This window comes from Demequina sp. NBRC 110051, assembly GCF_002090055.1.
GTDB lineage: Bacteria > Actinomycetota > Actinomycetes > Actinomycetales > Demequinaceae > Demequina.
The window spans coordinates 134,332-159,565 of the sequence record NZ_BBRH01000013.1 but is presented as its reverse complement, the minus strand read 5'-3'; the positions used below and the strand labels follow the sequence as shown (position 1 = coordinate 159,565).

The following is a 25,234-nucleotide window of genomic DNA, read 5'->3' as shown; positions in this document are numbered from 1 at the left end:
CCTGCTACCCAAAGCCCACGTGTCCCCGTGGGCGGTTAAGGACGGTGTGATGGCAGCGCTTCTTGGCGCCTCGCAGCCCGCTTTCGGGCTCTACAACCCCGCGTACGAGCATGACGCGTGCGGCGTCGCCTTCGTGGCGACCCTGCGTGGTACCGCTGGCCGCGACATCGTCGATGCGGGCCTGACGGCGCTCAAGAACCTCGAACACCGCGGTGCCGTGGGCGCCGAGACGGAGACCGGCGACGGCGCCGGCATCCTCACCCAGGTCCCGGACGCCTTCCTGCGCTCCGTCGTGGACTTTGAACTGCCCGAGGCGGGCCACTACGCCGTCGGCATCGCCTTCCTCACCCCGGGTACTGAGGCCGAGGAGGTGCGCGCGTTCGAGGAGGCCGCGGCCGTCGAGAACGCTCGTGTGCTGGGCTGGCGCGATGTTCCCGTGAACCCCGAGCCGCTGGGCCCGTCTGCCCGTGCCGCGATGCCGGTGTTCCGCCAGGTGTTCGTGTCCGCCGGTGACGCCGAGGGCATCGAGTTGGACCGCCGCGTGTACCGCGTGCGCAAGCGCGCCGAGCGCGCGGGCGGCCCGTTCTTCGCGTCGTTGTCGAGCCGCACCCTGACGTACAAGGGCATGCTCACCACCTACCAGCTCGAGCAGGTGTTCCCCGACGTCACCCACGAGCTGTTCGCGTCCGAGCTGGCGCTCGTGCACTCGCGCTTCTCGACCAACACATTCCCGTCGTGGCCGCTCGCGCAGCCCCTGCGCGGCATCGCCCACAATGGCGAGATCAACACCGTGCAGGGCAACCGCAACTGGATGGCCGCGCGCGAGGGCACGCTGCAGTCGGACCTGCTGGGCGACCTGGGCGAGCTCATGCCCGTGTGCACCCCGTCGGCCTCCGACACCGCGTCGTTCGACGAGGTGCTCGAGCTGCTGCACCTGGGCGGTCGCTCGCTGCCGCACGCCGTGCTCATGATGATGCCCGAGGCGTGGCAGAACAACGACGAGATGGACCCCGCTCGCCGCGCGTTCTACGAGTACCACTCCGCGCTGATGGAGCCGTGGGACGGCCCCGCCGCACTGCACTTCACCGACGGCACGCTGATTGGCGCGACGCTGGACCGCAACGGCCTGCGTCCCGGACGCTTCTGGCTCACCGATGACGGCCTGGTGGTCGCGGGCTCTGAGGCCGGACTCCTGGACATCGACCCCGCGAAGGTGGTCCGCAAGGGTCGCCTGCAACCGGGCCGCATGCTGCTGGTCGACACCGCCGCCGGGCGCATCATCGAGGACGAGGAGATCAAGTCCACCCTCGCCACCGAGCACCCCTACGAACAGTGGGTGCGCGACAACGCCGTACGCCTGTCCGAGGCGCCCGAGCGCGAGCACATCGTGCACTCGCGCGCGTCCGTCAAGCGTCGCCAGCGCGCCTTCGGCTACACGGAGGAGGAGCTGAAGAAGCTGCTCATCCCGATGGCCCGCGAGGGTGCCGAGCCCCTGGGAGCCATGGGCTCCGACACTCCCATCGCGGTGCTGTCGAGCCGCCCGCGACTGCTGTTCGACTACTTCACGCAGATGTTCGCGCAGGTGACCAACCCGCCGCTCGACGCCATCCGCGAGGAGATCGTCACGGCGATCTCGGGCGCGATCGGCCCCGAGCCGAACCTGCTGTCCGCGACGCCCGAGCACGCCCGCAAGATCATGCTCGAGTTCCCGGTGATCGACAACGATGAGCTGGCGAAGGTCCTGCACATCGACGCCGACCCGCGCCTCAAGGGTGTCTTCTCAGCACGCAAGATCCGCGGGCTCTACCGTGTCAGCGCCGGTCACGAGGGCCTCGAGCGGCGCCTCGCGGACATCTTCGACGAGGTCGACCAGGCCATCCGTGAGGGCGTGTCCTTCATCGTGCTGTCCGACCGCGACTCCAACCAGGGCTTCGCGCCTATCCCGTCGCTGCTGCTGACCGGCGCCGTGCACCACCACCTGGTGCGTAACCACACCCGTACTCGGGTATCGCTGCTGGTCGAGGCCGGCGACGTGCGCGAGGTCCACCACGTGGCCCTGCTGGTCGGCTACGGCTGCGCCGCGGTCAACCCGTACCTCGCGATGGAGACCATCGAGGACCTCGCCGAGCGCGGCTACCTGGGCGACATCGACCCCGAGAAGGCCGTCAAGAACTTCATCAAGGCGCTCGGCAAGGGCGTCCTGAAGATTATGTCGAAGATGGGCATCTCGACCATCCAGTCGTACCGCGGTGCGCAGGTGTTCGAGGCCCTGGGGCTGTCGCGCGAGCTGGTCAACCGCCACTTCGCCGGCACCCCCAGCCAGGTCGACGGCGCCGGGATGGACGTCATCGCCGAGGAGGTGGCGCGCCGCCACGCGGACGCGTACCCGGCCTCCGGCGACCTGCCCGTCCACCAGCGTCTCAACACCGGCGGCGAGTACCAGTGGCGCCGTGACGGCGAGGAGCACCTGTTCGACCCGCACACGGTCTTCAAGCTCCAGCACGCCACGCGCACGCGCCAGTACGACGTGTTCCGCGAGTACACCGACCGCGTCGACGACCAGTCCGAGCGGCTCATGACGCTGCGCGGCCTGCTCGAGTTCGACTCGGGCCGCGAGGCCGTCGACATCGACGAGGTCGAGCCTGTCAGCGAGATCGTCAAGCGCTTCAACACGGGCGCGATGTCCTACGGCTCCATCTCGGCCGAGGCACACGAGACCCTCGCGATCGCGATGAACCGCCTGGGCGCACGCTCCAACACGGGCGAGGGCGGCGAAAGCCCCGAGCGCCTGTACGACCCTGAGCGTCGCAGCGCGATCAAGCAGGTCGCCTCTGGTCGCTTCGGTGTGACGAGCGAGTACCTGGTGAACGCCGACGACATTCAGATCAAGCTCGCCCAGGGTGCCAAGCCCGGCGAGGGCGGTCAGCTGCCCGGCAATAAGGTCTACCCGTGGGTGGCCGAGACCCGCCACTCGACGCCTGGCGTCGGGCTGATCTCGCCGCCGCCGCACCACGACATCTACTCGATCGAGGACCTCAAGCAGCTCATCCACGATCTGAAGAACGCGAACCCCGCTGCACGCATCCACACCAAGCTGGTGTCAGAGGTGGGCGTGGGCACCATCGCGGCCGGCGTGGCCAAGTGCAAGTCCGACGTGGTGCTGATCTCCGGTCAGGACGGCGGTACGGGCGCGAGCCCGCTGAACTCGCTCAAGCACGCGGGTGTGCCGTGGGAGATCGGCCTGGCCGACACCCAGCAGACGCTCGTGCTGAACGACCTGCGCGACCGCATCGTGGTCCAGGTCGATGGCCAGATGAAGACCGGCCGCGACGTGGTCGTGGCCGCGCTGCTGGGCGCCGAGGAGTTCGGCTTCGCGACCGCGCCGCTCGTGGTCGAGGGTTGCATCATGATGCGCGTGTGCCACCTGGACACGTGCCCCGTGGGTGTGGCTACACAGAACCCCGAGCTGCGCAGCCGCTTCACCGGCAAGCCCGAGTTTGTGGTGACGTTCTTCGAGTTCATCGCCCAGCAGGTGCGCGAGCACCTTGCGGCGCTGGGCTTCCGGTCGATCGAGGAGGCCGTGGGCCACGTCGAGGCTCTCGATGCCCGCAAGGCCATCAACCACTGGAAGGCCGCAGGGCTCGACCTCACGCCCGTCCTCGCCCGTCCCGAGCCCGGCCGTGCCATCACGAGCGCGACCACGCAGGATCATGGCCTGGAGCACGCGCTCGACAACGAGCTCATCGCGCGCTCGCAGCCCGCACTCGAGCGTGGCGAGAGCGTCGAGATCGACCTGCCCATCTCCAACGTGAACCGCACCGTCGGCACCATGCTGGGCAACGAGGTCACCAAGCGCTACCGCGCCGCGGGCCTGCCGGACGACACCATCGCGGTGACGTTCCACGGCTCCGCCGGTCAGTCCTTCGGCGCGTTCGTGCCGCGCGGCATCACGCTGCGCCTGCTGGGCGACGCCAACGACTACGTCGGCAAGGGCCTGTCGGGCGGCCACATCGTGGTGCGGCCCGCGCGCGAGTCGATGATGGACGACTCCAAGGACGTCATCGCCGGCAACGTCATCGGCTATGGCGCGACCGCAGGCGAGTTGTTCCTGCGTGGCCAGGTGGGCGAACGCTTCCTGGTGCGCAACTCCGGCGCGACCGCCGTCGTGGCGGGCGTGGGCGACCACGCCCTCGAGTACATGACCGGCGGTACGGCCGTCATCCTGGGCCGCACCGGCCGCAACCTCGGTGCCGGCATGTCGGGAGGCACGGCATACGTGCTGGACCTGCGGCCCGAGCGCGTGAACGCCCAGGCCATCGCGAGCGGCGAGCTGACGCTCAGCCCGCTCGACCCCGAGGACGAGGTGATCGTGCGCACGCTGCTCGAACGCCACGTCGAGGAGACCGAGTCCCCGCGCGGTCGCGACCTGTTGGCGCGCTGGGAAGAGATCAAGGGCCGCTTCACGCGCGTCCTTCCCGCCCAGTACGCCCGCGTGCGTGAGGCCCTCGCGGAGCTCGAGAGCTCTGGGGGAGACCTGAGCGCCCCGGGTGCGTGGGCCGAGTTCCTGGAGGTGACGAGCCGTGGCTGACCCGCGCGGATTCCTCAAGACCCGTGAGCGCGAGCTCCCGCAGTCCCGTCCCGTCGAGCTCCGACTGCTCGACTGGAAGGACGTCAAGGACCAGCTCACCAAGGACGAGCCGACCCTGCGCCGTCAGGCGGGCCGCTGCATGGACTGCGGCATCCCGTTCTGCCATCAGGGCTGCCCGCTGGGCAACATCATCCCCGAGTGGAACGACCTGGTCCGCGAGGGCCACTGGGCCGATGCCGTCGAACGCCTGCACGCCACGAACAATTTCCCGGAGTTCACCGGGCGCATCTGCCCTGCTCCGTGCGAGACTTCTTGTGTGCTCGGTATCAACCAGCCCGCGGTCACGATCAAGAACATCGAAGTCGAGATCATCGACCACGCGTTCAAGGACGGCAACGTGAAGCCGTTCATTCCGCAGCGCCTCACCGGCAAGACGGTCGCCGTCGTCGGCTCGGGTCCCGCGGGCCTGGCCGCCGCCCAGCAGCTCACCCGCGCCGGCCACACCGTACGCGTGTACGAGAAGGACGACGCGATCGGCGGCCTGCTGCGCTACGGCGTGCCGGACTTCAAGCTCGAAAAGCTGCACATCGACCGCCGCATCGAGCAGATGGAGGCCGAGGGCACGCGTTTCCGCACCTCGGTGACGATCGGCAAGGACATCACGTGGGACGAGCTGCGCTCGCGTTACGACTCCGTGCTGGTGGCCACCGGCGCCCCCGAGCCGCGCGAGCTTCCCCTGCCCGGGCGTGACCTGGACGGCATCCACTTCGCGATGCCGTACCTCCACCAGGGCAACGAGGCCGTCGCCGGCGCCCAGATCGAGGACCAGATCACCGCCGCAGGCAAGCACGTCATCGTCATCGGTGGCGGCGACACCGGCTCCGACTGCATCGGCACCGCCCTGCGCCAGGGCGCCGCCTCGGTCACCACCCTGGCGATCGGCAAGCAGCCGCCGCTGTCGCGGCCAGAGAACGAGCCGTGGCCCACCGACCCTCGCGTCTTCGAGGTGTCGTCGAGCCACGAGGAGGGCGGCGAGCGCGAGTACCTCGCGTCGACCGTCGAATTCGTCGGCGACGAGGCGGGCCACGTGCGCTCGCTCAAGGTCGCCGTCACCCAGTACAACGAGGACGGCTCCCGCACCCCCACCCCGGGGACGGAGCGGGAGATCCCGGCCGACCTCGTGCTCATCGCGATGGGCTTTACCGGCCCCGAGACCGATGAGCTGCACTCACAGGGCGGCATTGCCGTCACGGACCGGGGGCGCATCGAGCGCTCGGACGACTTCCACACCTCGACCGACGGCGTGTTCGTCGCAGGCGACGCGGGACGCGGCGCCTCTCTCGTGGTGTGGGCCATTGCGGAAGGCCGTGCGGCCGCCGCAGCCATCGACGAATACCTGACCGGCAGCACCGAGCTGCCGGCACCTGTGACGGCGCGCACGGTAGCCATCCGCGCCTGACATACGACTGAGGTTGGAGAACATGCGTAAAGCGAAGATCGTCTGCACCATCGGGCCGGCCACCGCGCCGATCGAGCGGATGCGCGAGCTGGTGAACGCGGGCATGGACGTCGCCCGTATCAACCGCTCGCACGGCTCGACCGAGGAGCACGAGGCGGTGTACAACAACGTCCGCCAGGCGGCCCAGGAGGCCGGGCGGAACGTGGCGGTGCTGGTGGACCTCCAGGGCCCCAAGATCCGTCTCGAGAAGTTCGCGAACGGCCCGCACGAGCTCGCCGTGGGTGACGTGTTCACCATCACGACGCGCGACGTCGAGGGCACCAAGGACATCTGCGGCACCACCTTCAAGGGTCTGCCCGGCGACTGCTCGCCCGGTGACACGCTGCTGATCGACGACGGCAAGGTCCGCCTCGAGGTCACCGACATCGTCGACGGCACCGATGTCGTCACCAAGGTGATCGTGCCCGGCCCCGTGTCGAACAACAAGGGCATCAACCTGCCCGGCGTCGCCGTGTCCGTCCCCGCGCTGTCGGAGAAGGACGAGGACGACCTGCGCTGGGGTCTCAACATCGGCGCCGACTTCATCGCGCTGTCGTTCGTGCGTTCCGCGAAGGACTACGAGGATGTCGCCCGCATCATGGCCGAGGAGGGCATCACCCTTCCCGTCGTCGCCAAGGTCGAGAAGCCGCAGGCCGTCGACAACCTCGAGGAGATCGTCGACGCGTTCGACGGCATCATGGTCGCCCGCGGTGACCTCGGTGTGGAGCTCCCGCTCGAGGAGGTGCCGCTGGTGCAGAAGCGTGCCATCGAGCTGTGCCGCGCCTACGCGAAGCCCGTCATCGTCGCCACCCAGGTGCTCGAGTCGATGACGCACTCGCCGGTGCCGACCCGCGCCGAGACCTCTGACTGCGCCAACGCCATCCTCGACGGCACCGACGCGGTCATGCTGTCCGGTGAGACCTCGGTCGGTGACTTCCCGATCGTGACCGTCGAGACCATGGCCCGCATCGTGCGCAACACGGAGGAGAAGGGGTACTCGCGCATCGCGCCGTTCCTCACCACCCCCAAGACGCGCGGTGGCGCCGTGACCCACGCGGCGGCCGAGATCGCCGACGTGCTCGACATCAAGTACATCGTCACCTTCACCCAGTCTGGCGACTCGGCGGTGCGCATGGCCCGCCTGCGCCCGTCGGTGCCGATGCTCGCCTTCACCCCCGACGCCAAGACCCAGAAGCGCCTCGCGCTGTCGTGGGGCGTGGACGCCCGGGTCGTGGACCGTGCGGAGACGGCCGATGCCATGGTCAACATGGTTGACAAGGCCCTGAAGGACGACGGCCTCGTGGAGGACGGCGACTACGTGGTGGTCGTGTCCGGCACGCCCGTGGGCATGCCCGGCACCACCAACTCGGTGTTCGTGCACAAGATCGGCCAGGTGCGCGGCTAACCGCCACCGGCACACACGAGGGGCCCCGGTCTCTGGCGGTTTCTATGGGTCCTTGCAACACCTGGTGTTTGGCTAGGTGGTGAGTAGTAGATCACGCAGACGCTCGGCTGGAGTTTTCCAGCCGAGCGTTTTGCGTGGGCGGCCGTTGATTTCCTGGGCGACGTGCTCAAGGTCGAATGGGCTGTGGACGGACAGGTCGGTGCCCTTGGGGAAGTACTGACGCACCAGGCCGTTGGTGTTCTCGTTCGAGCCGCGCTGCCACGGCGAGTGCGGGTCGCAGAAATACACGGGCATGCCCGTCGCGACAGTGAACTGCTTGTGGGCGGCCATCTCGGCGCCTTGATCCCAGGTCAGTGATCCGCGCAGATGCTGTGGCAGGGTTGCGATCAGGGGCACCAGGACGTCACGGACCTCCTCGGCGGTGTGTCCGGCAGGCAGGTGGCCCAGCATCAGGTAGCGGGTCGATCGCTCGACCATGGTGACGATCGCGGAGCCGTTGTTCGCGCCGACGATCAGGTCGCCCTCCCAGTGGCCGGGAACTGCTCGGTCGGCGACCTCGGCGGGGCGCTCGGAGATCATGACCATGTCGTCCACGAACCGTTTCGTGCGATGCTCGGGATCACGGTGGGGCTTGCGTCTGGTCCGACCGGTACGCAGTGCAGCGGTGACTTCACGCTTGAGCCCGCCACGGGCTTGGATATAGATCGCCTGGTAGATCGTCTCGGGGCTCACACGCATGCTCTCGTCGTCGGGATACTCCTCGATCAGAGCGTGACAGATCTGTTCAGGAGACCACCGCAAGCGCAGCTTCTCGAACACGAAGTCCCTCAGCGGCCCCTCCTGGGCCATTTTCGAGTCTTTGGGGCGTGACCGGCTGGCCGCCCACGCCCGCTGCGCCGCATGCGGCCGATAGACGCCATCGACACAGTAGGTGTCGATCTCGCGTTTAATCGTCGACGCCGGCCTTCCCAACTCCCGCCCGATCGCCCTCAGCGACTGCCCTTGCCGGTGCAGGTCCGCGATCGTTTCACGCTCCACGATGGTCAGAAACCGTGGATCCAGGACCGCGTCAACCGCGCACAGGCCCGGCTCCACGGTGACAGCCTCGATAGTGGTCATACCCGTCTTGCAGTCCACACGGCGACCATCTGGGTGCAGGCGCGACTGACCAGAGCGACGGATCCCCTTGTCCCAGTCACGCGCGGTGCGCACATTCACACCCACGCGAGCGGCGGCTGCGCTCTGCGACACTCCCGACGTCCGCAACCGGTCGTACTCCTCACGCGCCGGATGCGGCGCACGCCAACCAGGCTTGCCGCGCCCTTGCACCCCGGACCGGCGCGCCCACCCCCGAGCTGTATTCGGGTTCACCCCGACCGCCCGGGCGGCAACCCGCACATTTCCGTCGTACCGGTCCAACGCCTCGAAAAACCGACTCTTCTGCTCCTCAAACGACACGATCCCCGCAACTCCCTGAAGTCAGGGTGTTGCGGGGATCGCTAGAACCCGCCCGTCAGGTGCGGGGCCCCTCGTGCGTTGCCGTTGATCGCCTGTACGACGACGGCCGATGCCGTGGTTTAGTCGCGCTTGGGCGCGAAGCTGGCTGCGTCGCGGTCGGGCAGGCTGGGCTTGGCGCGCTGGTAGTCCTCGCGGAACAGGGGAGACGAGATCAGGAAGTCCGCGGTGGCGATGTTTGATGCCATCGGGATGTTCCACACTGCGCCCAGGCGCAGCAGGGCCTTCACGTCAGGATCGTGAGGCTGCGCCTCCAACGGATCCCACAGGAAGACGAGCATGTCGATGCCGCCCTCCGCGATCTTGGCGCCAATCTGCTGATCGCCGCCGACGGGGCCGGACAGGAAGCGATGAACGGGCAGACCCAACTCGTATTCGAGCAGCGTTCCTGTGGTGCCCGTGGCGTACAGGTGGTGCGGCGCGAGCGAGCCCTTGTTGAAGCTTGCCCACTCGAGCAACTCGACCTTCTTGTTGTCGTGCGCGACGAGCGCAATGTGCCGTGCGGCGATCCGTGCCATCGGTGAACCTCCTCGATTTCACCGACGAGTATCGCAGGCGGTGACGGCCAAGAGCGAACCCGATCACGGCATCGGCCCTGGGAAAGCGGTTGCTTTCACCAGGGCCGATGCCGTCGCGCGGTGCCCCGAGTGGGATTCGAACCCACACTGGTACGGGTTTGAGCCGTATGCCTCTGCCAGTTGGGCTATCGGGGCGTGCGGAGACTAGGCTAGCGCCTGTGACAGAGACTCAGAACACCCCGGAACCCACCGCCCCCACGACCGGGGCCAAGAAGCGCCGCGCAGTCGTGGCCGAGGACGAGGCCCTTATTCGCATGGACATCGTCGAGACGCTCCGCGAGGGCGGCTACGACGTGGTCGGTGAGGGCGCCAACGGTGAGGAGGGTGTCGCGCTTGCCAAGGAGCACAAGCCCGATGTCGTCGTGATGGACATTAAGATGCCCGTGATGGACGGCATCACCGCCGCCGAGCAGATCGCCGCCGAGCGCGTCGCACCCGTGGTTCTCCTGACCGCGTTCTCGCAGACCGAGCTCGTCGAGCGTGCCCGTGACGCCGGCGCCATGGCGTACGTAGTGAAGCCCTTCACCCCGGCCGACCTGCTTCCCGCCGTCGAGATCGCGGCTTCGCGCTTTTCGGAGATCCGCGCCCTCGAGTCGGAGATTGCGGACATCACCGAGCGCATGGAGACCCGCAAGAAGGTCGAGCGGGCGAAGGGCCTCTTGATGGAGAAGATGAAACTCAACGAGCCCGAGTCGTTCCGCTGGATTCAGAAGACGTCGATGGACCGCCGCCTGACGATGAAAGAGGTCGCGGAGGCCGTGATCGAACAAATGGGTGGAAAGTAGGACCATTTGTCTGAAGGCGCGTGTCGACTTGTTCGACACGCGCCTTTTGCATATTTGCCAGGTCACAGAATCGTGATGATCAAGACCCCCACTTGAAATGATTGGTCGGTAACGTGAACCCATCGCAGCCAGGGACCGTCCCTGGCGCGACAAGGCTGACAAGCAATGTCAGTGTGGAGGGAACACAACATGGCACGATGGAACACCATCGCGCGCGGCGCGGCCTTCGCGGCTGCCGCCTCGCTGGCCCTCGCGGCCTGCTCGACCGAGTCGGACCCGGAGTCGTCCGGTTCGGCGTCGGGCGAGCCCGAGAGCACTGGTTCGACCGAAGCTCTGAAGATCGGCACGGTGCTGCCGCTGACCGGTTCGCTTGCCTTCCTCGGCCCGCCCGAGGTCGCCGGCGTTGACCTCGCGATCCAGGAGATCAACGAGGCCGGCGGTGTGCTTGGCGCGGACGTCGAGGTCGAGCACGGTGACTCGTCCGACACCCAGCAGGCACAGATTGCGCCGCAGACGGCGTCCGGCCTGATCTCGGACGGTGTGTCCGCAATCATCGGTGCCGCCTCGTCCGCGGTGACGCTGAACTTCATCGACGACGTCGTCGCCGCTGAGGTGGTCCAGGTGTCGCCCGCGAACACCGCGACCTCGCTGTCGGGCTACTCCGACTTCTTCTTCCGCACCGCCCCGCCGGACTCCGTCCAGGGCAACGCGCTCGCCAACCTGATCCTCGACGACGGCCACACCAACGTCGGCATCCTCGTGTTCAACGAGGACTACGGCACCGGTCTGCGCGACGTCATCAAGTCGACGGTCGAGGAGGCCGGCGGCACCATCACGTACGGTAACCCGGGCGAGGAGTTCGACCCGGCCGCCACGAACTTCTCGGCCGAGGTCGAGGCTGTCATGGCGACCGACCCCGACGCTCTCGTGGTGATCGCGTTCGACCAGACCAAGCAGATTCTTCCCGAGCTGCTGGCCGCTGGCATGGACCCCGCCACGCTGTACATGACGGACGGTAACACCGCCGACTACTCGGCCGACCTGGATCCGGGCGCCATCGAGGGTGCCCAGGGCACCATCCCGGGTGCTCAGGCCTCGGATGAGTTCGCCACGCGCCTTGAGGAGGCCTACGGCGAGGCGCTCGACTCGCTCGCCTACGGTCCTGAGTCCTACGACGCCACGATGCTGGTCGCGCTCGCCGCGGTCCACGCTGGCGCCACTGACGGTCCGTCGATCCAGTCGTCGATGGCGGCTGTCTCGGGCGCCACGGGCGGCACCGAGTGCACCGGCTTTGCCGAGTGCGCCGAGCTGCTTGAGGCCGGTGAAGAGATCAACTACCAGGCCGTCTCCGGCGTGGGCCCGTTCAACGAGGCCAACGACCCCTCGGCCGCGTACGTCGGTGTCTACAAGTACGACGAGAACAACGTGCAGAACTGGGTCTCCGAGGTCTTCGGTGAGGTTCCCGCCTCCTGATCCTCGTGATCTAGCACAGCACTAGGGGAGGGCCCCGGCTTCGGCCGGGGCCCTCTTCGTGCGCCTGCCGCGTCGCGATGCGACGGCACCCACGCGAACCAGTCGGGCCATCGGCCGCGTGCACTCGGGATGTGGCGCGCGGTCAATGTGCTGATGGCCCGCACGGGGGCGCTCGGCCGGCCTCCCACGCGGTCGATGCGTCGATACGACCGCAGCCGCGGTATCGGCCATCCGATCGGCCGCGCGCGTTCCACCACCCGCCCTCCCACCACGCGCCGTCCCGCCCGTCATTCCGGCAGATGACGGGCGCGTGTGCAGATATCGGCTCCCGAGCCCGTCGAAGCGCGAATTGTCGGGCTGGACCGTCAACACGGACGGACCACGCCGGCCCGGCCGCGGCCCCGCACGCCGCCCACACGCAGCACAGCGCCCCGCCGGCCAGAGCCAGCGGGGCGCCTGAGGCAGCGACGGGAGAGTTAGGCTCCCAGCGTGCCGAGGTAGAGCTCGATGACCTTGGGGTCCTTGAGCAGTTCCTGGCCGGTTGCCGTGTATGCCGTGGTGCCCTGGTCGAGCACGTAGCCGCGGTGGCAGATCTGCAGGCAGCGACGTGCGTTCTGCTCGACCATGATGACCGTGACACCGGTCTTGTTGATCTCGCGGGTGCGGACGAAGGTCTCGTCCTGGCGGTCGGGGGACAGACCCGCGGAGGGCTCGTCGAGGAGCAGCACCTTGGGATCCATCATGAGCGCACGGCCCATGGCGACCATCTGACGCTCACCACCGGACAGCGATCCCGCCCGCTGGTTCTTGCGGTCCACGAGCTTGGGGAACAGGTCCCCAATGCGCTCCCAGGCCGCCTTGAACGCCTTGGGGTTCTGGTACGTGCCCATCTCCATGTTCTCCATCACCGTCAGCGACGGGAACACGTTGTTGTTCTGGGGCACAAACCCGATGCCACGCTGGACCAACTCGTCGGCGCGCATGTTGGTGATGTCCTCGTCGCCGAGCTTCACCGAACCTGCGCGGATCGGCACCAGGCCGAAGAGCGACTTGAGGAACGTCGACTTGCCGGCGCCGTTGGGGCCGATGATGCCGATGAGCTCACCCTCGCGCACCTCCATCGAGCACCCGTTGAGGATGTCGATGCCGGGCAGGTAGCCGGCGTACAGGTCGTCGGCGTGGACGATGACGGGGGCGTCGCTCATGAGGCGTCCTCCGAGAGGTCGGTGTCGTGGTGGGCGCCCAGGTAGGCGTCCTGGACGGCGGGGTTGGACATGACGGTCTGGGGCGGGCCCTCGGCGATGATCTTGCCCTCGGCCATGACCACGACCCAGTCCGAGATACGCCGCACCATGTGCATGTCGTGCTCGACGAAGAGGATGGTCTTGCCCTCGTCTTTGAGCTCCACGATGTGGTCCAAAAGGGACTCGGTGAGCGCCGGGTTCACGCCGGCCATCGGCTCGTCGAGCATGATCATCTCGGGGTCGGACATGAGCGCGCGCGCCATCTCCAACAGCTTGCGCTGACCACCCGAGAGAGAGCCTGCGTAGTCATCACGCTTTTCCCACAGCTTGAAGCGCTTGAGCAGCACCTCCGCCTTGGCGGTGATCTCCTTTTCCTGGGCGGACCAGATTCCGGGAACAAGCGCGCGGAAGAAGTTCTCTCCGCTTTGCTGCGCGGCACCCAGGCGCATGTTCTCGACGACCGTCATGCGGTTGAGCGCCTTGGTCAGCTGGAACGTGCGCACCTTGCCGGCACGCGCGATCTTCGCTGGGGACGTGCCCACCAGCGAGTGGCCGTTGAACATCCACTCGCCATGCTGGGGCTTGTCGAATCCGGTCAGCAGGTTGAAGAAGGTCGACTTGCCGGCGCCGTTAGGGCCGATGAGGGCCGTGATGGCGTGGCGCTGGACCTCGAAGTGCTCGACGTCGACGGCGGTAAGGCCGCCAAAGTGTCGATGCACTCCGTGAGCGGTGACGATGGGATCGGGCTTGGGTGCTCCCGGCTCGTGGGGCACCGAGGCGAATGCGTCAGTCATTGAAAGCCAACTCCCTCTTGTTGCCGAGGATTCCTTGTGGTCGGAAGATCACTAGGCACATGAGTGTGACGCCGACGAGGACGAGCGAGAACGGCTCGATCTCGACGGGGGACAGCACGGACGAGGGAATGAACGCGGAGGCGAGCCCCTTGATCAGCACCAGCGACATCCAGAAGATCATGGATCCCACGATGGGTCCGAGGACCGTCGCGGCGCCACCCAGAAGGAGCAGCGTCCAGATCCAGAACGTCGTGGGACGCCCCATCGAGTCGGGCTGTACGGATCCACCGAGGGCCCACAGCACACCGCCGAGGGCGCCGATGACGCCTCCGAGGACGAGCGCCTGCATCTTGTACGAGTACACGTTCTTGCCGAGCGCACGGACGGCGTCCTCGTCCTCGCGGATGCCCTTGAGCACACGGCCCCAGGGGCTGCGCGCGAGCTGCCAATACAGCAGCGCGAAGAGCGCCACGGCGATCCATGCGACGAGAACCAGCCACCACGACGACGACAGCGAGCCGTGACGGGTCCAGAACAGGAACGTGATGTTCTCGTCCGGGAACGGACTGAGTTCCTCGAACGTGAACTTGAAGTCGTTGCCGCGGATACCCGTCGAGCCGCCCGTGAGCGATTGCAACGTATTGGAGCGGCCCAGGTAGCGGACAAGTTCCGCCGCCGAGATCGTGGCGATAGCCAGATAGTCGCCGCGCAGTTTCAGCGTGGGCCATCCCAAGAGCAACCCAAAGAGGGCCGCGACGACGATCGCGATGACGAGGGCCAGCCAGATGGGCGCCCCCCGCGACGTCGAGATGGCATACCCGTACATGCCCAGCAGCATGAAGCCCGCGTGGCCCATGTTGAGCAGGCCGGTGAGGCCAAAGTGGAAGTTGAGGCCGATCGCTGCGAGGGCGAAGGCCGCCGTCGCGGGGGCGAAGAGCTCGTTGATGGAGTCGAGAAGGAGATCCATGGCTTAACCCACCCTTTCCGGTCGACCGAGGATGCCTTGCGGGCGGACCAGCAGCACCAGGATGAGGATGGCGAGGGCGACCGCGTACTTGAGGTCGGTGCCCACCCACAGCGTGGACATCTCCACGGCGACGCCGATCACGAGCGACCCGACGAGGGCACCGAAGGGGTGGCCCAGGCCGCCGAGCGTGACCGCCGCGAACATCAGCAGCAGCAGGCGGGCGCCCACGTCGAAGGCCGCGGCGTTGTCGTACAGCGCCAGCAGGATGCCGCCGACGGCCGCAAGGCCGGTCGCCATGATCCACACCAGGCGCACCACCTTGTCGACACGGATACCGGAGGCCGATGCGAGCGCAGGGTTGTCAGAGACCGCACGCGTCGCGCGGCCGGTCCTGGTGCGCATGAGGAAGTAGGCGACGCCACCCAGGCACAGCAGCGAGATCGCGACCGACCACAGCGTGCTGATACCGATCGAGAACATGCCCATATCGATGCGCTCGTCGATGGAGGTCGTGAGGCGCTGACGCTCGGCACCGAACCACCACTGGATGAAGTTGAGCATCGCGAGCGACAAGCCGATCGAGACGATCATCTGCTGGACGATCGACACGCGCCGGCGGCGCAGCGGCGACCACAGGAACTTGTCCTGCAGCCAACCGGTGCCTGCCGATACCGCGATCGCGGCGATGGCCGCCGGAATCAGCGGTAGGCCGATGCTGAACTCGAAGGGCAGCAGGGGCAGCGACACCGGCTGGGGCGTGGTGAAGAAGAAGCACAGCAGCGCACCCAGCGAGACTTGCTCGCCGTGAGCAAAGTTGCTCAGCCCCGTGGTGCCGTAGATCAGCGACAGGCCCACGGAGGCCAGCGCGAGCAACAGGCCGAACACCAGTCCGTTGACGAGCTGTTGCACAACACGGTTGTCTCCGGGTTTGGCGGGCGCGGCGGCCTCGGCGGTAATAGTGGTGCCGGCCTGCGTCGCATGCGCTGCTGCCTCACCTGAGCTCGCCACGGCGTGTGTGACGGCGGTGTCCGTGCCGGCGGCGAGGGCGGGTGTGCCCAGCGCAGTCAGTACGAAAAAGGCGGCGGCGGACGCGACGAGGACGACGAGCGCGCGTAGAAGCACGCGGCGATCGACTCTGTTCGTCAAGGGTCCCCTCCAGGTTGGATTGCGGCTCAACGTACGCCCCGAATGTTTCGCCTATGTGGCGGGTCTGCTTCGAATGGCGCATGTGAGGCGGGAGGTGGCCAAGAGCCGTCCCGTTTCGTCCTCAATGCGCACGGCGTACGTCGCCACGGTGCGGCCCAGGTGGACCGCCTCGGCGACACCCGTCACGATCCCCGACGTTGCAGAACGGTGATGGGAGATGCTGAGCTCGATGCCGACGGCGATGTGGTCGGGACCCGCGTGATGCATGGCGGCGATGGAGCCGAGGGTCTCGGCGAGCGCGGCAGACGCGCCTCCATGCAGCAGCCCATACGGTTGGCGATTGCCCTCGACGGGCATCGTCCCCTCGACGCGCTCGGCGGTGGCGGACACGATGGACATGCCCATCCGGGAGATGAGCGTGTCGTCGGCGAACTGCCGATCGCTGGCCGCGTCGTTGTCGGTCATGGCGTATAGGTTTGCATAGTGAGCGATGAAACACGACCAACGCTGCTGCTGATCGACGGCCTTTCTATGGCATTCCGGGCATTTTTCGGTCTACCCGTCGAGAATTTCGCGACGGAGACCGGCGTCCCCACCAATGCCGTCTACGGCTTCACGACCATGCTCGCGACGCTCATGAAGGAGCACCGGCCCACGCACGTGGCCGTGGCATTCGACCTTCCCGGCGGTACGTTCCGCACCGAGGAACTGCCGTCGTACAAGGGCACCCGCGATGCCACGCCTCCGGAGTTTGAGCCGCAGGTGCCGCTCATCCGCGAGATGCTCGATGCGCTGCGGATCACGGCGGTCGACAAGGAGCGTTACGAGGCGGACGACCTGCTCGCGACGTACGCGCGCCAGGGCCGTGAGGCCGGCATGCGCGTGTTGGTGGTCTCGGGCGACCGCGACACCATTCAGCTGGTGACCGACGACGTCACGCTGCTGTATCCCCGTAAGGGCGTCTCCGATCTCGTGTTCTTCACGCCCGATGCGGTGGCGGAGAAATACGGCGTCGCACCTCACCAGTACCCCGAGTTGGCGGCGCTGGTGGGCGAGACCAGCGACAACCTTCCCGGCGTACCTGGTGTGGGGCCAAAGACAGCGGCCAAGTGGATCAACGCCTATGACGGTCTTGAGGGCATCCTCGCCAAGGCGGAGGACGTCCCCGGCAAGGCCGGGCAGAGCCTGCGCGACCACCTCGACCAGGTGCGCACTAACCGTCGCCTTAACCGCCTGCTGGACGACCTCGAGGTCGAGGTGACCTTGGATTCGCTCGAGTACGAAGGGGCCGACGCCGCCGCCGTCCACCAGGTGTGCGACGCGCTGCAGTTCCGCACGCTGCGCGAGCGCCTGATGCCGCTCGTCGTGGGGGATTCGACCGAGGCCGCCCCCGAAGAGCCCGACGAGGTCGAAGTGACCGTCGACGGCGCCGTCGCCCGGGTGGCCGCGCTCACGGGTGAGGTGGTCATCCATGTTGACGGGCGCATCGGCCCCGACGCCGACGCGTGGGCGCTCGGTGTCGCGCAGGCAGGTCGGGCGTGGGGGATCGACCTGAGCGACCTGTCGGGCGACGACGAGCGTGCGCTCACCGCATGGCTCGAGAACGCGGACGTCGCGGTGGTGGCTCACGCCGCGAAGGACGCGTGGCACGCGCTGCAGTCCCGCGGCATCACCTTGCGCGGGATCGCGGGCGACACCCAAATCGCGGCGTTCCTCGTCAACGCCGACCAGCGCGGGTTCGACCTTGAGTCGGTGCTGCAGCGCTACCTCGGGATCACTGTCGCCGGTGGCGGCGGAGCTGGGGAGTTGGACCTGGGACTCGGTTCTTCGGCCGCGCAGGCGGCGGGACAAGCCGCGGCCCATGTCGAGGCGCTGGCGGCGGAACTGCACGCGGAGGTGGACCGGCGCGGCATGACCGATCTGTACCGCGACCTGGAGATCCCACTCGTCACAGTGCTCGCCCACATGGAACACGCGGGCATGGCGGTCGACGGGGCGGCGATGAGCGAGCGGCGTGACGCTGCCGCGGGACGGGCCGATGCCGCGGCGGAGGCCGCGTATGCGTCGATCGGTGGAGACCAGGTCAACCTGGGAAGCCCCAAGCAGCTCCAGGAGGTGCTGTTTGAACGGCTCGGCATGCCCAAGACCAAGAAGATCAAGACCGGCTACTCCACGGATGCGGCCTCGCTCGCGGACCTGCAGGCCAAGAACCCGCACCCGTTCCTCGAGGCGCTGCTCGCGCACAGGGACGCGTCCAAGCTGGGGCAGATCATCGAGACCCTCGCGCAGGCGGTGCGTTCTGACGGACGCATCCACACCACGTTCTCCCAGGTGGTCGCGTCCACAGGGCGCCTCAGCTCGAAGGACCCCAACCTGCAGAACATCCCGATCCGCACCGAGGAGGGCCACCGCATCCGCGAGGCCTTTGTGGTCGGCGACGGTTACGTGACGCTCCTGACGGCGGACTACAGCCAGATCGAGATGCGGATTATGGCCCACCTGTCCGGGGACGAGGGTCTGATCGAGGCCTTCCGTGCGGGGGAGGACCTGCACAGGTTCGTGGGCGCGCGCGTGTTCGGCGTGGAGCCGGCCGATGTCTCCTCCGAGATGCGTTCCAAGGTCAAGGCGATGAGCTACGGGCTGGCCTATGGGCTGTCGTCGTTCGGTCTGGCGCGTCAGTTGTCGCTCCCGGTGGGTGAGGCGCAGAAGCTCATGGACGACTACTTCGCGCGCTTCGGCGGCGTGCGCGACTACCTCCACTCGGTCGTCGAGCAGGCGCGCCAGGTGGGCTACACCGAGACCATCATGGGCCGGCGCCGCTACATCCCCGACCTCACGTCGACCAACCGCCAACGCCGCGACATCGCAGAGCGCGTGGCGCTGAACGCCCCCATCCAGGGCTCGGCTGCCGACATCATTAAGAAGGCGATGCTGGGCGTCGACGAAGCGCTTGCGGCAGGCAAACTGTCGTCACGGCAGCTGCTGCAGGTGCACGACGAGCTGGTGCTCGAGGTTGCGCCCGGCGAGGAGGACGCGGTGGAGCAAATTCTCGTCGAGCAGATGCATGCCGCGGCCGACCTATCAGTTCCTTTGGACGTGAATGTAGGACGTGGGTCGAACTGGCGCACGGCGGGCCACTAGATAGGGTGAGGGCATGCGGATTGGAATCCTGACTGGCGGGGGAGACTGCCCCGGCCTGAACGCTGCCATTCGTGCCGTCGTCAAGCGCGGCACCTCGGAGCACGGATGCTCGATCGTGGGCTTCCACAACGGCTGGCAGGGCGTCATCGACGGCGACGCCGTGCCCCTGACCAGGGATGACGTGAGCGGCATCCTCGTGCACGGCGGCACCATGCTCGGTACCGCGCGCTGCCACCCTCACAAGGTCGAGGGCGGACTCGAAGCCGTCGCGCAGACCGTCGAGGACGAGAAGATCGACGCCCTCATCTGCATTGGCGGCGACGGCACGCTGCGCGCGGCGTCCAAGGTGCAGGCGAAGGCCGGGGTGCCGGTGATCGGCATCCCGAAGACGATCGACAACGACGTGGTCGGCACCGACTCGTCGATCGGCTTCGACACCGCGGTCACGATCGCCACGGAGGCCATCGACCGCCTGCACTCCACCGCCGAGTCGCACAACCGCGTGATGGTGGTCGAGCTCATGGGTCGCCACTGCGGCTGGATCTCCGTCACCGCGGGCATCGCCGGCGGCGCTGACATCATCCTGGCCCCCGAGTCGCCCTTCGACATCGAGGTCATCGCAAAGAAGCTGCGCCACCGTCACCGTTACAAGAACTTCTCGATCGTCGCGGTCGCCGAGGGCGCGGTTCCGGCCGAGGGTTCGGCCTGGGAGGCGGACGACACCCTCGACGCCAAGGGCAACCCCATCGCGGGCCAGATCGGATCGCAGGTCACCCGCGCCATCGAACGCCTCACCGGCTTCGAGGCGCGCCTGACGACGCTCGGCTACGTCCAGCGCGGCGGCGTGCCCACGGCGACCGACCGACTGCTCGCCACTCGCTTCGGCATCGCTGCGATCGACGCCGCCGTCGCCGGCAACTACGGCACCTTCACCGCGCTTCGCGGGGAAAAGGTCGAGATGCTGCCCTTCGAGACGATGGCAGGCAAGACCAAGTACGTTCCCGAGGAGCTGCTCCAGGCCGCCTGGGGGCTGTGACACGGTGACGTTCCCGTACGATGGTCGCCCATGACCCGCGTGATCACCTTCGGCACCTTTGACGTGTTCCACATCGGCCACGTCAACATGCTGGTGCGTGCCGCGGAGATGGGCGATCACCTGACGGTCGGGGTCTCGTCCGACGCGCTGAACTTCTCCAAGAAGGGCCGCTACCCGGTCTACCGCGAGGAGCACCGGATGGCGATCGTGAAGTCGCTCGCATGCGTGGACGAGGTGTTCGTCGAGGAGTCCCTCGAGCTCAAGGGTCAGTACATCAAGGACCACGCCGCCGACGTGCTCGTCATGGGCGACGACTGGGCCGGCAAGTTCGACCACTGGGGCGACCTGTGCGAGGTCGTGTACCTGCCGCGCACCGCGGAGGTCTCCACGACGGACATCATTCAGAGCATTCGCGAGGACCTCAACTAGCACGCCTCGTCGGCCACCCCGCGACGCTGCGTGCGTGATGTGTGCCGCCTCGCTTTGTGCGTGAGCCGCAATAAGGGCTACACTGTTCGTTGGCTACGTGCGCCCGCGCGCGAGGCCAACGAAAATTCCACTACTCATCCATTGTCCATCGGAGTCACTCCTTAATGTCCGTATCCACCCCCGAGTCCACCCCTATCGCCGTCAACGACATCGGCTCCGCTGAGGACTTCCTCGCAGCCGTCGACGCGACCATCAAGAACTTTGACGACGGCGACCTCGTCGAGGGCACCATCGTCAAGGTTGACCGTGACGAGGTCCTGCTCGACATCGGCTACAAGACCGAGGGCGTCATCCCCTCGCGTGAGCTGTCGATCCGCCACGACGCGAACCCGGACGAGGTCGTCAACGTTGGCGACACCGTCGAGGCGCTCGTCCTCCAGAAGGAGGACAAGGAGGGTCGCCTGATCCTCTCGAAGAAGCGTGCCCAGTACGAGCGTGCCTGGGGCTCGATCGAGAAGATCAAGGACGAGGACGGCGTGGTGACCGGTTCCGTGATCGAGGTCGTCAAGGGCGGCCTCATCGTGGACATCGGCCTGCGTGGCTTCCTCCCCGCCTCGCTCGTCGAGATGCGCCGCGTGCGCGACCTCGCGCCCTACATCGGTCAGCAGATCGAGGCGAAGATCATCGAGCTCGACAAGAACCGCAACAACGTGGTCCTGTCGCGCCGTGCCTTCCTCGAGCAGACCCAGTCCGAGGTGCGCTCGTCGTTCCTCACCGCGCTGCAGCCCGGCCAGGTCCGCAAGGGTGTCGTCTCCTCGATCGTCAACTTCGGTGCGTTCGTGGACCTCGGCGGCGTCGACGGCCTCGTGCACGTGTCGGAGCTGTCCTGGAAGCACATCGACCACCCCAACGAGGTCGTGTCGGTGGGCCAGGAGGTCGAGGTCGAGGTTCTCGACATCGACATGGACCGCGAGCGTGTCTCCCTGTCGCTGAAGGCGACGCAGGAGGACCCGTGGGCCGTCTACGCCCGCACCCACGCCATCGGCCAGATTGTGCCCGGCAAGGTCACCAAGCTCGTCCCGTTCGGCGCGTTCGTGCGCGTTTACGACGGCATCGAGGGCCTCGTGCACATCTCCGAGCTCGCCGTGCGCCACGTCGACCTGCCCGAGCAGGTCGTCCAGGCCGATGAAGAGGTCTTCGTCAAGATCATCGACATCGACCTCGAGCGTCGCCGCATCTCGCTGTCGATCAAGCAGGCCAATGAGGGTGTCGACCCGGCCGGCGAGGACTTCGACCCCGCGCTGTACGGCATGACCGCCGAGTACGACGACCAGGGCAACTACAAGTACCCCGAGGGCTTCGACTCCGAGACCCAGGAGTGGCTCGAGGGCTACGACGAGGCTCGCGAGGCCTGGGAGGCCGAGTACGCCAAGGCCCACGAGCGCTGGGAGGCGCACAAGAAGTTCGTGGCGAAGCAGGACGAGCAGGCCGCCGAGGCCGAGACGTCCGAGCCCGCCGCGGGCGCTGGTGCTCCCCGCCGCGGTGGCAAGCGCGACGCCGGTGCGTCGTACTCGTCGCACGACGAGTCGTCGGACGCGGGCACGCTCGCCTCTGACGAGCGTCTCGCCGCCCTGCGTGAGAAGCTGACCGGCAACTAAGCCGATCCCCGAAGGCCCCCGACCGTCCGCGGTCGGGGGCCTTCGTCGTCTCCGGCCGCGCCGATCGCGCCCGCCCCCTCGCTGGTGGCGCAAGTGAGGACACTTGCGCCAGGGGGGGGTCGTGGCGGATCTTGGGTCACCAGGAACGGACTCGTGAGAACGGCCGATGCCGTGGCCGGGTTGGCATCCGCCCTACGGTTCCTGACAGACTCACCCCATGCTTCGCATCGGCCTCACGGGCGGCATCGCTGCCGGCAAGTCCACCGCGTCAGCGCACTTTGCCGAACTCGGCGCGCGCGTGGTGGATCACGATGTCCTGGCGCGACGCGCCGTCGAGCCCGGATCGGCCGGGTTGGTCGACATCGTGCGCGAGTTCGGCGACCGCGTCCTCAAGGACGGGGCACTAGACCGTCCGGCCCTGGCCGCCATCGTGTTCAACGACCCCGGCGCGCGCGAGCGCCTCAACGCGATTGTCCACCCGTCCGTGTACGCGATGGGCCGCGCGGCCGACCGTCAGGCGCGGCTCGACGGCGTGCAGGTGGTGGTGCACGACATCCCGCTGCTGGCAGAGAGCGGCCAGGGCACCGGGTTCGACCTTGTGGTGACGATCGCCGCGCCGGACGACGTGCGTGTGGCGCGCATGATCGATTCCCGGGGGTTGACGGAGGAACAGGCCAGGGGCCGCCTCGCCGCGCAGGCCACCGACGCGCAGCGGGCGGCCATCGCCGATGTGGTTCTCGACGGCTCGGGCACCGCGGATCGGCTGCGCGCGCAGGTCGACGAGTTGTGGCGGACCCACGTTCCCACGCAGGGGCGGCGCAAGCGCTAGCCAGCCACGGCATCGGCCGTCAACGATGTCGGCGGCCCCGCGTACGGTAGGAGTATGAGTCCCGACCTACGCCGCAGCGAGGCACCGTTCCAGGTGGTCTCGGAGTACCAGCCCTCGGGCGATCAGCCCAAAGCCATCGACGAACTGGCGGCCCGTATCCAGGCCGGCGAGCAGGACGTCGTGTTGCTGGGCGCGACGGGCACCGGAAAATCGGCAACCACGGCGTGGCTCATCGAACGCCTGCAGCGCCCCACGCTCGTGATGGCGCACAACAAGACGCTCGCCGCGCAACTCGCCAACGAGTTCCGTGACCTGCTGCCACACAACGCGGTCGAGTACTTCGTCAGTTACTACGACTACTACCAGCCCGAGGCCTACGTGCCGCAGACGGACACCTTCATCGAGAAGGACTCGTCCATCAATGAGGAGGTCGAGCGGCTCAGGTACTCGGCGACCAATTCGCTGCTGACCCGGCGCGACGTGGTGGTGGTGTCCTCGGTGTCCTGCATCTACGGACTCGGCACACCGGAGGAGTACATCAAGGGCATGGTGTCGCTCGCCGTCGGCGACGTGGTCGACCGCGACATGCTGCTGCGCGAGTTCGTGCAGATGCAGTACTCCCGCAACGACCTCGCGTTCACGCGCGGAACGTTCCGGGTGCGCGGCGACACGGTCGAGATCATCCCCGTATATGAGGAGCTCGCGATCCGCATCGAGTTCTTCGGTGACGAGATCGACGCCCTGTACACGCTCCACCCGCTCACGGGTCAGGTCGTCGAGCAGCGCCAGCAGGTGCACGTGTTCCCCGCCTCTCACTACGTGACGAGCGTGGACCGCATGGAGAACGCGATCCGCACCATCGAGATCGAACTGGGGGAGCGGCTCGAGGAGTTGGAGCGACAAAACAAGCTTCTCGAGGCCCAACGCCTGAAGATGCGCACCACCTTCGACCTCGAGATGATGCGCTCGGTCGGCACCTGCTCGGGCATCGAGAACTACTCGCGCCACATGGAGCAGCGTGCTGCCGGCACTCCGCCACACACTTTGCTCGACTACTTCCCCGACGACTTCCTGCTGGTGCTCGACGAGTCCCACGTGACCGTGCCGCAGATCGGCGCGATGTTCGAGGGCGACCGCTCGCGCAAGCGCACGCTCGTGGAGCACGGCTTCCGCCTGCCGTCGGCGCTCGACAACCGCCCGCTCACCTGGGGCGAGTTTCTGAACCGCACGGGCCAGACCGTCTACCTGTCGGCGACGCCCGGGCAGTACGAGCTCGACGCGGCCGACGGCGTGGTGGAGCAGATCATTCGTCCCACGGGCCTGGTGGACCCCAAGATCGTGGTCAAGCCCACGCAGGGTCAGATCGACGACCTGCTGGAGCAGATTCGCCAGCGCGTCGAGCGCGACGAACGCGTCCTCGTGACCACGCTGACCAAGAAGATGGCGGAGGACCTCACCGAGTTCCTCTCGGACCGCGACGTGCGCGTCGAATACCTGCACTCCGACGTCGACACGCTGCGCCGCGTCGAGCTCCTGCGAGAACTCCGCATGGGCCGCTACGACGTGCTCGTCGGTATCAACCTGCTGCGCGAGGGCCTCGACCTCCCCGAGGTGTCGCTGGTGTCGATCCTCGACGCGGACAAGGAGGGCTTCCTGCGCTCCGGGACGTCGCTCATCCAGACCATCGGGCGCGCGGCTCGTAACGTCTCGGGCGAGGTCCACATGTATGCGGACACCATCACCGACTCGATGGGAACGGCGATCGAGGAGACCAATCGTCGCCGCGACATTCAGATCGCCTACAACCGCGACAACGGGATCGACCCCACGCCGCTGCGCAAGCGCATCGGCGATATCACCGAGATGCTCGCGCGCGAGGAGGCGGATACCGCCCAGGCGCTCGACGAGGCCAAGAACGCCACGACGGGCAAGGGCCGTCGCGGCGCGAAGGACCCCTCGCCCATGGCGGGGAGGCCGGCGGACGAGCTCACCCAACTGATCGAGGACCTCAGCGAGCAGATGCGGGAGGCTGCGGCCGAGCTGCAGTTCGAGATCGCCGCGCGCCTGCGCGACGAGATCGGTGAGCTCAAGAAGGAACTGCGACAGATGCTGGCGGCGGGCTAGTGGCCGGCGCGACGGCATCGCACC

At 67.4% G+C, this 25,234-nt stretch carries 18 protein-coding genes and 1 tRNA gene; 11 read left to right on the top strand and 8 right to left on the bottom strand.

The genetic code is table 11. The annotated features are described in order from the left end of the window. Nucleotides 1–49: 49 nt before the first annotated feature. From gltB to pyk, 3 genes are read left to right on the top strand one after another with little or no spacing between them, the layout of a single operon-like run. Entirely contained in the window at nt 50–4,588 is a 4,539-nt protein-coding gene (gene gltB, locus B7K20_RS08210; RefSeq protein WP_084102044.1) for a glutamate synthase large subunit, read from the top strand. After that, the gene (locus tag B7K20_RS08205) at nt 4,581–6,047 is read left to right on the top strand and encodes a glutamate synthase subunit beta (protein ID WP_084102043.1); all 1,467 of its coding nucleotides are present in this window, start codon (nt 4,581–4,583) and stop codon (nt 6,045–6,047) included. Before gltB ends, B7K20_RS08205 begins: the two co-directional genes overlap by 8 nt. A gap of 22 nt (nt 6,048–6,069) precedes the next feature. Continuing rightward, nucleotides 6,070–7,491, top strand: coding sequence for a pyruvate kinase (gene pyk / locus B7K20_RS08200; protein ID WP_084102042.1), 1,422 nt, complete (start codon nt 6,070–6,072; stop codon nt 7,489–7,491). A gap of 72 nt (nt 7,492–7,563) precedes the next feature. Here the strand turns inward: pyk and B7K20_RS08195 are convergent, their stop codons facing one another. The 3 genes from B7K20_RS08195 to B7K20_RS08185 all read right to left on the bottom strand — a co-directional run bounded on the left by B7K20_RS08195 (nt 7,564) and on the right by B7K20_RS08185 (nt 9,719). Next, nucleotides 7,564–8,742 carry an IS30 family transposase gene (locus B7K20_RS08195; RefSeq protein ID WP_144018599.1) on the bottom strand — a complete coding sequence of 393 codons (1,179 nt, stop codon included), beginning with the start codon at nt 8,740–8,742 and terminating at the stop codon, nt 7,564–7,566. Nucleotides 8,743–9,068: 326 nt separating this feature from the next. Continuing rightward, a complete protein-coding gene (locus tag B7K20_RS08190) occupies nt 9,069–9,524 on the bottom strand; it encodes a methylglyoxal synthase (RefSeq protein ID WP_084102040.1) in 456 nt (151 codons plus the stop codon). Nucleotides 9,525–9,645: 121 nt separating this feature from the next. Continuing rightward, nucleotides 9,646–9,719: transfer RNA gene (locus B7K20_RS08185), tRNA-Leu, on the bottom strand. Here B7K20_RS08185 and B7K20_RS08180 point away from each other — a divergent pair. Beyond that, entirely contained in the window at nt 9,692–10,369 is a 678-nt protein-coding gene (locus tag B7K20_RS08180) for a response regulator (protein WP_084102039.1), read from the top strand. The two genes, B7K20_RS08185 and B7K20_RS08180, sit on opposite strands and share 28 nt — an antisense overlap. 189 nt (nt 10,370–10,558) lie before the next feature. Further along, nucleotides 10,559–11,842, top strand: coding sequence for an ABC transporter substrate-binding protein (locus B7K20_RS08175; RefSeq protein WP_084102038.1), 1,284 nt, complete (start codon nt 10,559–10,561; stop codon nt 11,840–11,842). A gap of 476 nt (nt 11,843–12,318) precedes the next feature. Here the strand turns inward: B7K20_RS08175 and B7K20_RS08170 are convergent, their stop codons facing one another. Genes B7K20_RS08170 through B7K20_RS08150 form a run of 5 tightly spaced genes read right to left on the bottom strand, consistent with a single transcriptional unit; the run spans nt 12,319 to nt 16,458 of the window. Continuing rightward, nucleotides 12,319–13,047 (bottom strand): ABC transporter ATP-binding protein, encoded by a 729-nt coding sequence (locus B7K20_RS08170; protein WP_084102037.1) that lies wholly within the window; start codon nt 13,045–13,047, stop codon nt 12,319–12,321. Further along, nucleotides 13,044–13,880 carry an ABC transporter ATP-binding protein gene (locus B7K20_RS08165; RefSeq protein WP_084102036.1) on the bottom strand — a complete coding sequence of 279 codons (837 nt, stop codon included), beginning with the start codon at nt 13,878–13,880 and terminating at the stop codon, nt 13,044–13,046. Before B7K20_RS08165 ends, B7K20_RS08170 begins: the two co-directional genes overlap by 4 nt. Continuing rightward, nucleotides 13,873–14,847, bottom strand: a complete 975-nt coding sequence (locus B7K20_RS08160) for a branched-chain amino acid ABC transporter permease (protein ID WP_084102035.1) — start codon at nt 14,845–14,847, stop codon at nt 13,873–13,875. Before B7K20_RS08160 ends, B7K20_RS08165 begins: the two co-directional genes overlap by 8 nt. A gap of 3 nt (nt 14,848–14,850) precedes the next feature. Next, on the bottom strand, nt 14,851–15,993 hold the full coding sequence (locus B7K20_RS08155) for a branched-chain amino acid ABC transporter permease (RefSeq protein WP_234985767.1): 1,143 nt from the start codon (nt 15,991–15,993) through the stop codon (nt 14,851–14,853). Nucleotides 15,994–16,044: 51 nt separating this feature from the next. Beyond that, nucleotides 16,045–16,458: a PaaI family thioesterase gene (locus B7K20_RS08150; protein WP_084102033.1), complete on the bottom strand. Its 414-nt coding sequence runs from the start codon at nt 16,456–16,458 to the stop codon at nt 16,045–16,047. A gap of 18 nt (nt 16,459–16,476) precedes the next feature. Between B7K20_RS08150 and polA the strand changes: the two genes are divergently transcribed. The 6 genes from polA to uvrB all read left to right on the top strand — a co-directional run bounded on the left by polA (nt 16,477) and on the right by uvrB (nt 25,210). After that, on the top strand, nt 16,477–19,134 hold the full coding sequence (gene polA, locus B7K20_RS08145) for a DNA polymerase I (RefSeq protein WP_371327876.1): 2,658 nt from the start codon (nt 16,477–16,479) through the stop codon (nt 19,132–19,134). Nucleotides 19,135–19,147: 13 nt separating this feature from the next. Next, nucleotides 19,148–20,170, top strand: a complete 1,023-nt coding sequence (locus B7K20_RS08140) for a 6-phosphofructokinase (RefSeq protein ID WP_084102031.1) — start codon at nt 19,148–19,150, stop codon at nt 20,168–20,170. A gap of 30 nt (nt 20,171–20,200) precedes the next feature. After that, nucleotides 20,201–20,599: an adenylyltransferase/cytidyltransferase family protein gene (locus B7K20_RS08135; RefSeq protein ID WP_084102030.1), complete on the top strand. Its 399-nt coding sequence runs from the start codon at nt 20,201–20,203 to the stop codon at nt 20,597–20,599. 164 nt (nt 20,600–20,763) lie between these two features. Then, nucleotides 20,764–22,257: a 30S ribosomal protein S1 gene (gene rpsA / locus B7K20_RS08130; RefSeq protein WP_084102029.1), complete on the top strand. Its 1,494-nt coding sequence runs from the start codon at nt 20,764–20,766 to the stop codon at nt 22,255–22,257. A 217-nt stretch (nt 22,258–22,474) separates the two neighbouring features. Further along, on the top strand, nt 22,475–23,086 hold the full coding sequence (coaE, locus tag B7K20_RS08125; protein ID WP_084102028.1) for a dephospho-CoA kinase: 612 nt from the start codon (nt 22,475–22,477) through the stop codon (nt 23,084–23,086). 54 nt (nt 23,087–23,140) lie between these two features. After that, the gene (gene uvrB / locus B7K20_RS08120) at nt 23,141–25,210 is read left to right on the top strand and encodes an excinuclease ABC subunit UvrB (RefSeq protein ID WP_084102027.1); all 2,070 of its coding nucleotides are present in this window, start codon (nt 23,141–23,143) and stop codon (nt 25,208–25,210) included. Nucleotides 25,211–25,234: the final 24 nt, after the last annotated feature.